General features: G+C 40.5%; 12 protein-coding genes and 1 tRNA gene. 11 read left to right on the plus strand and 2 right to left on the minus strand.

All coding sequences use genetic code 11. The features are described 5' to 3' along the window. The first annotated feature begins 33 nt into the window (after positions 1–33). Together whiA and HNQ85_RS07955 are read left to right on the plus strand one after the other, a co-directional pair. Positions 34–996, plus strand: coding sequence for a DNA-binding protein WhiA (gene whiA / locus HNQ85_RS07950; protein WP_181537208.1), 963 nt, complete (start codon positions 34–36; stop codon positions 994–996). 21 nt (positions 997–1,017) lie between these two features. Further along, complete coding sequence (locus HNQ85_RS07955; protein ID WP_181537209.1) at positions 1,018–1,275, plus strand: HPr family phosphocarrier protein; 258 nt, start codon at positions 1,018–1,020, stop codon at positions 1,273–1,275. A gap of 172 nt (positions 1,276–1,447) precedes the next feature. On the opposite strand, the gene clpP is transcribed toward HNQ85_RS07955, so the two are convergent. Further along, the gene (clpP, locus tag HNQ85_RS07960) at positions 1,448–2,038 is read right to left on the minus strand and encodes an ATP-dependent Clp endopeptidase proteolytic subunit ClpP (RefSeq protein WP_181537210.1); all 591 of its coding nucleotides are present in this window, start codon (positions 2,036–2,038) and stop codon (positions 1,448–1,450) included. A gap of 228 nt (positions 2,039–2,266) precedes the next feature. Between clpP and HNQ85_RS07965 the strand changes: the two genes are divergently transcribed. Next, positions 2,267–2,338, plus strand: a tRNA-Arg gene (locus HNQ85_RS07965). A gap of 243 nt (positions 2,339–2,581) precedes the next feature. Here HNQ85_RS07965 and yvfG read toward each other — a convergent pair. Further along, positions 2,582–2,797, minus strand: coding sequence for a protein YvfG (gene yvfG, locus HNQ85_RS07970; RefSeq protein ID WP_181537211.1), 216 nt, complete (start codon positions 2,795–2,797; stop codon positions 2,582–2,584). An 82-nt stretch (positions 2,798–2,879) separates the two neighbouring features. On the opposite strand from yvfG, the gene rpoN reads away from it, so the two are divergent. The 8 genes from rpoN to eno all read left to right on the plus strand — a co-directional run bounded on the left by rpoN (position 2,880) and on the right by eno (position 11,664). After that, complete coding sequence (gene rpoN / locus HNQ85_RS07975) at positions 2,880–4,178, plus strand: RNA polymerase factor sigma-54 (RefSeq protein ID WP_181537407.1); 1,299 nt, start codon at positions 2,880–2,882, stop codon at positions 4,176–4,178. A gap of 18 nt (positions 4,179–4,196) precedes the next feature. Next, the gene (locus tag HNQ85_RS07980; RefSeq protein ID WP_181537212.1) at positions 4,197–4,442 is read left to right on the plus strand and encodes a glutaredoxin family protein; all 246 of its coding nucleotides are present in this window, start codon (positions 4,197–4,199) and stop codon (positions 4,440–4,442) included. Between the two features lie 137 nt (positions 4,443–4,579). Continuing rightward, a complete protein-coding gene (locus HNQ85_RS07985; protein ID WP_181537213.1) occupies positions 4,580–5,599 on the plus strand; it encodes a sugar-binding transcriptional regulator in 1,020 nt (339 codons plus the stop codon). Between the two features lie 39 nt (positions 5,600–5,638). Beyond that, the gene (gene gap / locus HNQ85_RS07990) at positions 5,639–6,646 is read left to right on the plus strand and encodes a type I glyceraldehyde-3-phosphate dehydrogenase (protein WP_181537214.1); all 1,008 of its coding nucleotides are present in this window, start codon (positions 5,639–5,641) and stop codon (positions 6,644–6,646) included. Positions 6,647–6,770: 124 nt separating this feature from the next. After that, positions 6,771–7,955 carry a phosphoglycerate kinase gene (locus tag HNQ85_RS07995; RefSeq protein WP_181537215.1) on the plus strand — a complete coding sequence of 395 codons (1,185 nt, stop codon included), beginning with the start codon at positions 6,771–6,773 and terminating at the stop codon, positions 7,953–7,955. A 37-nt stretch (positions 7,956–7,992) separates the two neighbouring features. Then, the gene (gene tpiA / locus HNQ85_RS08000) at positions 7,993–8,754 is read left to right on the plus strand and encodes a triose-phosphate isomerase (protein WP_181537408.1); all 762 of its coding nucleotides are present in this window, start codon (positions 7,993–7,995) and stop codon (positions 8,752–8,754) included. Further along, complete coding sequence (gene gpmI, locus HNQ85_RS08005) at positions 8,747–10,285, plus strand: 2,3-bisphosphoglycerate-independent phosphoglycerate mutase (RefSeq protein ID WP_181537216.1); 1,539 nt, start codon at positions 8,747–8,749, stop codon at positions 10,283–10,285. Before tpiA ends, gpmI begins: the two co-directional genes overlap by 8 nt. An 86-nt stretch (positions 10,286–10,371) precedes the next feature. After that, positions 10,372–11,664: a phosphopyruvate hydratase gene (eno, locus tag HNQ85_RS08010; RefSeq protein ID WP_181537217.1), complete on the plus strand. Its 1,293-nt coding sequence runs from the start codon at positions 10,372–10,374 to the stop codon at positions 11,662–11,664. Positions 11,665–11,781: the final 117 nt, after the last annotated feature.

Genomic DNA, 11,781 nt, shown 5'->3' on the forward strand with positions numbered 1-11,781 from the left:
TTTTGCCACTGACTAATTGTGGAGGTGGGAACGTTGTCGTTTGCATCGGAGACAAAAAAAGAATTAACCAATCTTGAAGTAAAGCCCTGTTGTTTGAAGGCAGAATTATCTGCGTTGTTGCGTATGAACGGTTCTCTTTCGTTTTCGAATCGGAAACTAACGTTGGATGTTCAAACGGAAAACGCAGCGATTGCAAGAAGAATTTATACGTTAATCAAAAAAGGTTACACAGTGACGGTTGAATTGCTTGTGCGCAAAAAAATGCGGCTAAAGAAAAATAATGTATATATTGTACGTGTAGTGGAAGGTGCTCGGGAATTATTAGAGGATTTGAAAATACTTGCGGAAGGGTTTTCGTTGATTCGTGTGATTTCACCAGAGTTGGTTAAAAAGAAATGCTGTAAGCGCTCTTATTTACGTGGGGCGTTTCTTGCAGGTGGTTCTGTGAACAATCCGGAAACGTCATCTTATCATCTCGAAATTTTTTCTCTCTATAAAGAGCATAATGACTCATTATGTGAATTAATGAACACCCATTTTTATTTAAATGCAAAAACATTGGAACGGAAAAAGGGATTCATTACGTATTTAAAAGAGGCAGAAAAAATAGCCGAGTTCTTAAATATTATCGGTGCTCACCAAGCATTGCTTCGTTTTGAAGATATTCGTATTGTCAGGGATATGAGAAACTCTGTTAACCGGCTTGTTAATTGCGAGACAGCGAATTTAAACAAAACGATTGGTGCTGCTCTTAGACAGGTGGAAAACATTCGGTATATTGATGAAACGATTGGTTTGAGCGCGCTCCCAGAAAAACTACGTGAGATTGCAGAATTAAGAATTGCTTATCAAGACGTGACATTAAAAGAACTTGGGGAAATGGTGTCGAGCGGAAAAATTAGCAAATCTGGAATTAATCATCGTCTCCGCAAAATTGATGAAATTGCTGAAAAATTAAGAGCCGGCCAACCGATTGATTTCCACAAATCGATTTAATAATAGGGGAGGAAGAGGACCATGGTAGAAAAACAAGTAGAAGTACGGTTGAAAACAGGGTTACAGGCGCGTCCTGCTGCTTTGTTCGTGCAGGAGGCCAACCGTTTTACTGCAGACATTTATCTTGAGAAAAACGGCAAAAAAGTGAATGCTAAAAGTATTATGGGGCTCATGAGCTTGGCCATCAGCTCAGGCTCTATCATCAAACTAATTGCTGAAGGACCAGATGAGAAAGAAGCGATTGAAGCTCTTGCAAAATATGTAGAGCAGGAAGGGTAAGTGAGTGTATATTGCTCAAAGTAATCGAAGGATGGGCATCAAAAGAAGCGGATTAACCAATTGAAAGAGGCTGACCCTAAAGTAAAGTGTCAGACCCCACAACCATCATATATAGGATTGTAAGGTTGCGCGTGAGGTCAGAAACTGATAGGTCAGCCTTTTTCATTCTCTATTACTTCTCGTCAACTCGAGTTAGCACGCGATCGATAATTCCATATTCTTTTGCACGTTCCGCTGTCATGAAGTTATCACGATCTGTGTCGCGCTCAATTACCTCAATCGGTTGACCTGTGTTTTGTGCTAAAATGCGATTTAGTTTGTCGCGTAAGAAGAGAATGCGTTTTGCAGCGATTTCGATGTCTGTTGCTTGACCTTGTGCTCCACCTAACGGTTGGTGAATCATAATTTCGCTGTTCGGTAAAGCAAAACGTTTTCCTTTTGCACCTGCAGCAAGAAGGAAGGCACCCATAGAGGCAGCCATACCGATACAAATTGTTGAGACATCAGGCTTAATAAACTGCATTGTATCATAAATGGCCATACCTGCAGTAATAGAGCCACCAGGGCTGTTAATATAAAGGGAAATATCTTTCTCAGGATCTTCAGCTGCTAGAAACAACAATTGTGATACAATTGAGTTTGCGACATGGTCGTCAATAGCGCTTCCAAGAATAATGATGCGGTCTTTTAATAGACGAGAGTAAATGTCATACGCGCGTTCCCCGCGGCTTGTTTGTTCAATAACTGTAGGAATTAAGTTCATCGTTCTTCCTCCTTTAATAATATGTAATCATTACCTTATGTATTTTCTATCATACATAATTGGTCAATTAAGGTCAAACAAAAACCCTTAGGCACATTTATTATTATTCGCTTCTTTTCTTCTTCATACCTTCATACATCATAATCATTTTGTTCTTTTTTTAAACATATTTTCTTCTTGCAAATAAAACGTTTATTGAATATAATGGAATATGCAATTGAAAATCATGCCCTCGTAGTGTAGTGGATAGCACGAGAGATTCCGGTTCTCTTAGCGTGGGTTCGAATCCTGCCGAGGGCGTACAGAAAAACATGGTGAGCGCCTAACACTGAAAGAAAATGTTTTTTATTTTAGAGGGTACCATCATTATTCAGCTACAATAAAAAATCCCTGTGTAAAACACAGGGATTTTTTATTTTTATTGTAAAAATAAAAGCCCAGTGTGCCAGCACTGGACAAAATTTTGAATCTGGTGCGGCTCTTGTCCGCTACAACTAGGATTATACTATAAAATTGTAGAATATGTTAGTGGTAAATGATTCCTTAACTTTCCGCTTTCACTTTGTTATACGCCTCGTCTAAGTTTTGCAGACGGCGCACAATTTCCGAGCTTTTTGTTAATGATTGATTCACTAAGGTGGAAACGACAGAACGGTAATAACTGTTCATCGCATCGACTTTGCTTTGAAACTTCTTGTTCATTTCAACATGTTGACGTAAATTTTCCTCGAAATAGCGGACAGAAAATAATTCAGCCATACTTATTCCTCCTTACAACTGATTTCCATACACTGTTTGGTATTCTTATTGTACAATAAGTGAGAAGGGGGCTGTTTATATGATAAGAGCCGAATTACTTCAGCAGCAGCAACTGAAGCTTTCACTCACAAAAGAATTAACACAAGCGATCGAATTATTGCAATACTCAACGTTGGAATTGCGATCTTTTTTGTATGAACAATCACTAGAAAATCCTTTTCTTGAAATAAGAGACAATCCACGTACAGAAAGATACAAACGGCTACATAAGCAGGAAAAGAAAGCCATGCTTGAAAATATTGGCGCCTCTTCTGAAACGTTAGCCTCCTATTTATCCATGCAGCTTAGTATGGCTCAATTGTCCCCCGAACAGCGACGGATTATGAATTATCTCATTCACTCACTTGATGGGGATGGGTATTTGCGCATTGGAGAATCGGAAATAGCTAGCCATTTAGCTGTAACAGTCGAAGCTGTTCAGCAGGCGATTCGTATGCTTCAATCGTTAGAGCCGGCAGGAGTCGGTGCTCGCAGTTTACAAGAATGTCTGTATTTACAGCTTGTTCGTTTACCAAACCGAAATGAATTAGCTGAACGGATTGTTTCGCACCACTTTTCCATGTTTGCGGAAAAAGCGTGGAAAACGTTGGCGAAACAATTGAATGTTGATATAAAGGATATTCAGCAAGTCGCCGACTTAATATGTACGCTTCAACCGCGGCCGGGAAGTCACTATGCGAGGGTGGAATCGCATTTTATTGCCCCAGATTTAATCGTTGAACGTTGTGACGAAGGCTTTTGCGTCTTATTAAACGATGAAGTCTTCCCACAGATCATTTGGAATAGCAGTTACGAAAAGAAAATTAGCCGGGAGCATGATGAACAAATTGAACAGTTTATTAAAGAAAAGTATCAGCAATTTGAATGGTTAGTAAAAAGCTTAGAACAAAGAAAGCAAACGTTAGTAAATGTGATGAATAAGATTGTAGAGAAGCAAGCGGAGTGTTTTGAAAAGGGATTTTCGGCTTTAAAGCCGTTAACAATGCGGGAGATTGCCGAAGCATTAAATATTCATGAGTCAACGGTAAGCAGGGCAGTAAAAAATAAATTTGTACAAACACCATACGGCACGGTAGAGTTGCGATATTTTTTCAGCAGTGCTATTTCGCTAGCTAATGCAAGTGAAGACGCTTCAGCGGCACAAGCAAAAGCATTCATTAAACAACTGATTGAAAAAGAAAACAAAAGTGCACCTCTATCGGATCAAAAACTTGCTGAGCTGCTTTATGAAAAATATAAAATCGTCATTTCGCGACGTACCGTTGCAAAATATCGAGAACAGTTAAATATTCCGTCTTCAGCGAAAAGAAAAAGATATTAGTATTAGGAAGTGGGATAGATGAAAGTCACTCTTTATTCGAAAGTAGACTGTGGTTTATGCGAGAAAGCGAAAACTGTTTTACAGGAGCTGCAGAGAGAATTTTCGTTTGAAGTAGAAGAAATCGATATTTATAAAGATGATCGTTTGCTTGAAAAATATCAATTGATGATTCCAGTTGTTGAAATAGATGGTGAAGAAATTGAATATGGAATGATTCATAAAGATGTCATAAGAAAGCGTTTACTTCATAAACTGAATGGTTGAAGACAGATTTCACTCCTGTTAAAATAGAATTGTAAGGCAGGAGTGATTTTTTTTAATGCTGGTGGGACATAATATGTCACACCGGGACATATTTGGTCCATAAGCTCATCATTAAATAACAAGGGGAAAGGGACTGCATGCAAACGTTGATTGATGCACAAAAGAAATTATTACCTGATCTTCTTGAAATCATGCAAAAACGTTATCAAATTTTGCATCACATTCGGCTGATGCAGCCGATTGGCAGAAGAGTGTTGTCAACCAACCTAGGTATTAGCGAACGCGTACTTCGTTCGGAAGTTCAATTTTTAAAAGAGCAAAATTTAATTGACGTTAGTTCTACTGGAATGAGCGTAACGCTTGAAGGAAGCGAACTGTTAAAAAATCTTGAAGATATGATGAAAGAAGTTTCAGGATTAAAAGATTTGGAAAAACAAATAAAGAGTCTTCTTGACATAAAAGATGTCATTGTTGTAGCGGGCGATAGCGACCTTTCCCCTTGGGTGAAAAAAGAGATGGGTCGAGCTTGCGTTGCCTGTATGAAGGAAAGATTAGCGAGCCAAAGCATTGTTGCGGTTGCAGGTGGGACGACACTTGCCGCTGTTGCTGAGATGATGACTCCTGAACTTAAACAAATGGACATTTTATTCGTGCCAGCCCGAGGCGGTCTAGGAGAAGATGTGAAAAACCAAGCCAATACGATTTGCGCCCGCATGGCGGAAAAAGCAATGGGGAATTATCGTCTTCTTCATGTGCCTGATCAATTAAGTGATGAAGCATATCAATCAATGATTGAAGAGCCTGCTATCAAGGAAGTGCTTGAGCTCATCCGCTCTTCAAACATGGTCATTCACGGAATTGGCGATGCAATTACGATGGCGGAGCGCCGTAAAACGGCACGAGAAGAAATGGCAAAAATTAAGCATCGTCATGCAGTCGCCGAAGCTTTTGGTTATTACTTTAACCAAGAAGGTGAAGTTGTGCACAAAGTAAAGACAATGGGCATTCAGCTTGAGGATGTAAAAAAAGTGAAACATGTCATCGCAGTGGCTGGCGGTGCCTCTAAGGCAAAAGCTATCAAGGCTTATATGAAACAAGCTCATCATTCTGTATTGATTACAGATGAAGGAGCAGCAAGAGAGTTAATAAGGGAGTAAAATCCCTGAAATATAAAAATCTTTAAGGAGGAACTAATCATGGCTGTAAAAATTGGTATTAACGGTTTCGGTCGTATTGGTCGTAACGTATTCCGTGCAGCATTAAAAAATCCTAACATTGAAGTAGTAGCTGTAAATGACTTAACAGATGCAAAAACGCTTGCACATCTTTTAAAATATGACTCTGTTCATGGAACATTAGATGCAGAAGTTTCTGTAAATGGAAATAACCTTGTTGTAAACGGAAAAGAAATTATCGTTAAAGCTGAGCGCGACCCAGCTCAATTAGCTTGGGGCGAATTAGGTGTAGACATCGTTGTTGAATCTACTGGACGTTTTACAAAACGTGAAGATGCGGCTAAGCACTTAGAAGCTGGCGCGAAAAAAGTGATTATTTCTGCACCTGCAACAAACGAAGATATTACAATTGTTATGGGTGTTAACCAAGACAAATATGATCCAGCAAATCATCACGTTATCTCTAACGCTTCTTGTACAACAAACTGCTTAGCGCCATTTGCAAAAGTACTTCATGAAAAATTCGGAATCAAACGCGGTATGATGACAACGGTTCACGCTTATACAAACGACCAACAAATCTTAGATTTACCTCATAAAGATTTACGTCGTGCTCGTGCTGCGGCAGAGTCTATTATCCCAACAACTACAGGCGCAGCAAAAGCAGTTGCACTTGTGTTGCCTGAGTTAAAAGGTAAATTGAACGGTATGGCGATGCGTGTGCCAACTCCAAACGTTTCTATTGTAGACCTTGTAGCAGAGCTTGAGACAGATGTAACAGTAGAAGATGTAAATGCAGCATTAAAAGCAGCAGCGGAAGGAGAACTAAAAGGAATTTTAGCGTACAGTGAAGAGCCATTAGTATCTCGTGACTACAATGGCAACCCAGCTTCTTCAACAATTGACGCGCTTTCTACAATGGTAATGGAAGGCCGCATGGTGAAAGTTGTATCTTGGTATGACAATGAAACTGGATACTCTCATCGTGTAGTTGACTTAGCTGAATACATCGCTTCTAAAGGATTATAAGAAAAAAATTGTATTCGTCGCTCAGTCAAGTCTATAATATTGAAATGGAAAGGGGAGCGGGGGTTTTCCCCACTCCCTTTCGTATGTAGGGACTACATTTGTCTAAAAAAGGAGGCTTTTTGCCATGAACAAAAAAACCGTCCGCGACATTGATGTAAAAGGAAAACGTGTCTTTTGCCGTGTCGATTTTAACGTTCCGATGCAAGACGGCAAAGTGACGGATGACACTCGTATTCGAGCAGCTCTTCCAACGATTCAATATTTGTCTGAGCAAGGGGCAAAAGTGATTTTAGCGAGTCACCTTGGCCGTCCAAAAGGAAAAGTTGTTGAAGAGATGCGTTTAAATGCCGTGGCAGAGCGTTTGAGCGAACTTTTAGGAAAAAACGTTGTTAAAACAGATGAAGCTTACGGCGACGAAGTGAAAAAAGCGATTGCGCAAATGAATGAAGGCGATGTATTGCTTCTTGAAAACGTGCGTTTCTATCCGGGCGAAGAGAAAAATGATCCAGAATTAGCAAAGGCTTTCGCTGAATTAGCTGATATTTATGTCAATGATGCTTTTGGTGCTGCTCATCGCGCGCATGCTTCAACAGAAGGAATTGCGCATTACTTACCAGCTGTAGCAGGTTTCTTAATGGAAAAAGAAATCGAAGTATTAGGAAAAGCTCTCTCTAATCCAGAGCGTCCATTTACAGCGATTATTGGCGGCGCAAAAGTAAAAGATAAAATTGGCGTCATTGAAAACTTATTAGATAAAGTCGATAACTTAATTATCGGCGGCGGTCTTGCTTACACATTTGTGAAAGCGTTAGGCCATGAAATCGGCAAGTCTTTGCTTGAGGAAGACAAAATTGAGCTTGCAAAATCGTTTATGGAGAAGGCGAAAGAAAAAGGCGTCAACTTCTACATGCCTGTGGATGTTGTTGTAGCTGATGACTTCTCTAACGATGCGAACAAAAAAGTGGTTGATATTGATGCAATTCCAAGCGATTGGGAAGCACTTGATATCGGTCCGAAAACACGTGAACTTTATCGTGACGTGATTTCTAAATCAAAATTAGTTATTTGGAACGGACCGATGGGAGTATTTGAAATGGACGCATTTGCTGAAGGAACAAAGGCTGTTGCTCAAGCATTAGCTGATGCGAACGATACATATTCCGTCATCGGCGGTGGTGATTCAGCAGCGGCTGTTGAGAAATTTGGCCTTGCTGATAAAATGGATCATGTTTCAACAGGCGGCGGAGCTTCTCTTGAGTTTATGGAAGGAAAGCAGCTTCCAGGCGTTGTTGCTTTAAATGATAAGTAATCTCTCCCATTTTTAAACAAAGAAGGGATGAAAAATGATGCGTAAACCAATTATTGCAGGCAACTGGAAAATGCACAAAACACTTTCTGAGGCAGTAAGCTTTGTCGAAGAAGTAAAAGGGCTTATTCCGTCTGCTGAGAAAGTAGATTCTGTTATTTGTGCACCAGCCCTATTTTTAGAACGCTTAGTACAAGCGGTTCAAGGCACCGATTTAAAAATTGGGGCACAAAACATGCATTTTGCAGAAAGTGGCGCTTATACAGGAGAAATCAGCCCGATGGCTTTAAAAGATATCGGTGTTACTTATGTGATCATCGGTCACTCTGAGCGCCGTGAAATGTTTGCGGAAACAGATGAAACAGTAAACAAAAAAGTGATGGCTGCATTTACACATGGCTTAACTCCGATTGTTTGCTGCGGTGAGACGTTAGAACAACGTGAAAGCGGCCAAACTAATGAAATTGTTGGAGCGCAAGTAGAAAAGGCGCTTGAAGGATTAACTGAAGAACAGGCAAAACAAGTGGTGATTGCTTACGAACCGATTTGGGCAATCGGTACAGGCAAATCTTCCACAGCGGAAGATGCAAATGCAGTATGCGGTCATATTCGCTCCGTGATTGCGAAAAAATTCTCACAAGAGGTTGCTGATGCTGTTCGTATTCAATACGGCGGTAGTGTGAAGCCAAACAACATTAAAGAATTTTTAGCACAGGAGCATATTGATGGTGCATTAGTTGGCGGTGCCAGCTTAGAGCCGCAATCGTTTTTACAGTTAGTGGAGGCGGGAAATCATGAGTAAAAAACCAGTAGCGTTAATTATTTTGGACGGTTTCGCGCTTCGTGAAGAAACGAAAGGAAACGCGGTCGCTTTGGCGAAAAAACCGAACTTCGATCGTTATTGGAACGAATTCCCACATACAACATTAACTGCTTGCGGTGAAGCAGTTGGTTTGCCTGAAGGACAAATGGGAAACTCTGAAGTAGGGCACTTAAACATTGGTGCCGGCCGCATCGTCTATCAAAGCTTGACGCGTGTCAACATTGCGATTCGTGAAGGAGAATTTGACCGCAACGAAACGTTTTTAGCGGCAATGAACCACGTCAAAGAAAAAGGAACAAACCTTCACTTGTTTGGTTTGCTTTCTGATGGCGGTGTACACAGCCATATTAACCATTTATACGCTTTGTTAAAACTTGCGGCAAAAGAAGGCGTAAAAAACGTTTATATCCATGGATTCCTTGATGGCCGCGATGTAGGACCACAAACAGCGTTGAAGTACATTAACGAACTAAATGAAAAAATCAAAGAGTATGGCGTTGGGGAAATTGCGACGATTTCCGGACGCTACTATTCAATGGACCGCGATAAGCGTTGGGAGCGTGTTGAAAAGGCGTATCGCGCAATGGTATATGGCGAAGGGCCAACTTATCGCAGTGCCGCTCAGTGTGTCGAAGATTCTTATCAACATGGCATTTATGATGAGTTCGTGCTCCCGTCTGTTATGGTGCGTGAAGACGGTTCGCCGGTTGCAACCATTAAAGATGAAGATGCGATTATTTTCTATAACTTCCGCCCAGACCGTGCGATTCAGATTTCCAATACGTTTACGAACGACGATTTCCGTTCGTTTGACCGCGGTCCGAAACATCCGAAAAACTTATTCTTCGTGTGCTTAACACACTTTAGTGAAACAGTCAAAGGATATGTGGCGTTTAAGCCGACGAACCTTGATAATACGCTTGGTGAAGTATTATCACAAAACGGTCTTAAGCAGCTTCGTATCGCGGAAACAGAAAAATATCCGCACGTCACATTCTTTATGAGTGGCGGTCGTGAAGAAAAGTTTCCGGGAGAAGAGCGTATTTTAATCAACTCGCCAAAAGTGCCGACATATGACTTAAAACCGGAAATGAGCGCCTATGAAGTAACGGAAGCTCTTTTAAAAGAAATCGAGGCAGACAAGCACGATGCTATTATTTTAAACTACGCAAACCCAGATATGGTCGGCCATTCCGGTAAATTAGAGCCAACGATCAAAGCAGTTGAAGCGGTTGATGAGTGCCTAGGAAAAGTAGTTGACGCTATTTTAGCCAAAGGTGGTATTGCGATTATTACTGCTGACCACGGAAATGCGGATGAAGTCATCACTCCTGAAGGCAAACCGCATACGGCGCATACGACAAATCCAGTGCCTGTCATCGTTACGAAAAAAGGCATTACGCTTCGTGAAGGTGGCATTTTAGGAGATTTAGCGCCAACAATGCTTGATCTTTTAGGTTTGGAACAACCAAAAGAAATGACGGGTAAATCGTTAATTGTGAAAGAATAGTCGTTGAATGAAAGTGACTAAAAAGGTTATTTAGCTTTGAAAGTTTACACACAATAAATCAAAAATCAGAAAAGGAGAGAAGTTTTATGCCAACAATTATTGATGTATATGCTCGTGAAGTATTAGATTCTCGCGGTAATCCGACAGTGGAAGTAGAAGTTTACACTGAATCTGGCGCATTCGGCCGTGCATTAGTGCCAAGCGGTGCTTCTACTGGTGAATATGAAGCAGTTGAGTTGCGCGATGGAGATAAAAACCGCTATCTCGGTAAAGGTGTATTAAAAGCGGTTGAAAACGTAAATGAAATTATCGCTCCAGCGATTATCGGCTTTGATGTAACTGACCAAGTTGGTATTGACAAAACATTAATTGAACTTGACGGTACAGAAAACAAAGGTAAATTAGGTGCGAACGCAATTTTAGGTGTTTCTATGGCAGTTGCTCGCGCTGCAGCTGATTACTTAGAGGTTCCTTTATATCAATATCTTGGCGGATTTAACGCAAAAACACTTCCTGTGCCAATGATGAACATTTTAAACGGCGGTGCTCACGCTGATAACAATGTTGATATTCAAGAGTTTATGATTATGCCTGTTGGTGCGCCAACATTCCGTGAAGCACTTCGCATGGGTACAGAAATTTTCCATAGCTTAAAAGCAGTATTAAAAGCAAAAGGCTACAACACAGCGGTTGGTGACGAAGGTGGATTCGCGCCAAACTTAAAATCAAACGAAGAAGCTCTTCAAACAATCATTGAAGCGATTGAAAAAGCAGGCTACAAACCAGGCGAAGAAGTGATGCTTGCGATGGACGTAGCATCTTCTGAGCTTTACAACAAAGAAACAGGTAAATACCATCTTGAAGGTGAAGGCGTTGTTAAAACGTCTGAAGAAATGGTTGTTTGGTATGAAGAGCTTGTATCTAAATACCCAATCATCTCTATTGAAGACGGTTTAGATGAAAATGACTGGGAAGGACATAAACTATTAACAGAGCGTCTTGGTAAGAAAGTTCAGCTTGTTGGTGACGACTTATTCGTAACAAATACGAAGAAGCTTGCAGAAGGTATTGAAAAAGGTGTAGGTAACTCTATCCTTATTAAAGTGAACCAAATCGGTACTTTAACAGAAACATTTGATGCCATTGAAATGGCAAAACGCGCTGGTTACACAGCGGTTATTTCTCACCGTTCTGGTGAAACAGAAGACAGCACAATCGCTGACATCGCTGTTGCGACAAACGCTGGTCAAATTAAAACAGGTGCACCTTCTCGCACAGACCGCGTGGCGAAGTACAATCAATTGCTTCGCATTGAAGATCAGCTTGGTGATACAGCGATTTACAACGGTATTAAATCGTTCTATAACTTGAAAAAATAATGGAACGATTTCAGAAAAGAACCTAACCAATATTTGGTTAGGTTCTTTTTGTGAAAAATTTACATTTCTATATATTTCAATCATATTTATTAACAATAACTGTATTATTTAGAAAAA

The organism is [Anoxybacillus] calidus, from assembly GCF_013760845.1.
Taxonomy (GTDB): domain Bacteria; phylum Bacillota; class Bacilli; order Bacillales; family Anoxybacillaceae; genus Paranoxybacillus; species Paranoxybacillus calidus.

Excerpts from the sequence above, each read along its gene's own strand:
- HNQ85_RS07955 (WP_181537209.1), top strand. The coding sequence starts at position 1,018 with ATGGTAGAAAAACAAGTAGAAGTACGGTTGAAAACAGGGTTACAGGCG.
- tpiA (WP_181537408.1), top strand. The coding sequence starts at position 7,993 with ATGCGTAAACCAATTATTGCAGGCAACTGGAAAATGCACAAAACACTT.
- HNQ85_RS07985 (WP_181537213.1), top strand. The coding sequence starts at position 4,580 with ATGCAAACGTTGATTGATGCACAAAAGAAATTATTACCTGATCTTCTT.
- gpmI (WP_181537216.1), top strand. The coding sequence starts at position 8,747 with ATGAGTAAAAAACCAGTAGCGTTAATTATTTTGGACGGTTTCGCGCTT.
- yvfG (WP_181537211.1), bottom strand. The coding sequence starts at position 2,797 with ATGGCTGAATTATTTTCTGTCCGCTATTTCGAGGAAAATTTACGTCAA.
- gap (WP_181537214.1), top strand. The coding sequence starts at position 5,639 with ATGGCTGTAAAAATTGGTATTAACGGTTTCGGTCGTATTGGTCGTAAC.
- HNQ85_RS07995 (WP_181537215.1), top strand. The coding sequence starts at position 6,771 with ATGAACAAAAAAACCGTCCGCGACATTGATGTAAAAGGAAAACGTGTC.
- clpP (WP_181537210.1), bottom strand. The coding sequence starts at position 2,038 with ATGAACTTAATTCCTACAGTTATTGAACAAACAAGCCGCGGGGAACGC.
- HNQ85_RS07980 (WP_181537212.1), top strand. The coding sequence starts at position 4,197 with ATGAAAGTCACTCTTTATTCGAAAGTAGACTGTGGTTTATGCGAGAAA.
- eno (WP_181537217.1), top strand. The coding sequence starts at position 10,372 with ATGCCAACAATTATTGATGTATATGCTCGTGAAGTATTAGATTCTCGC.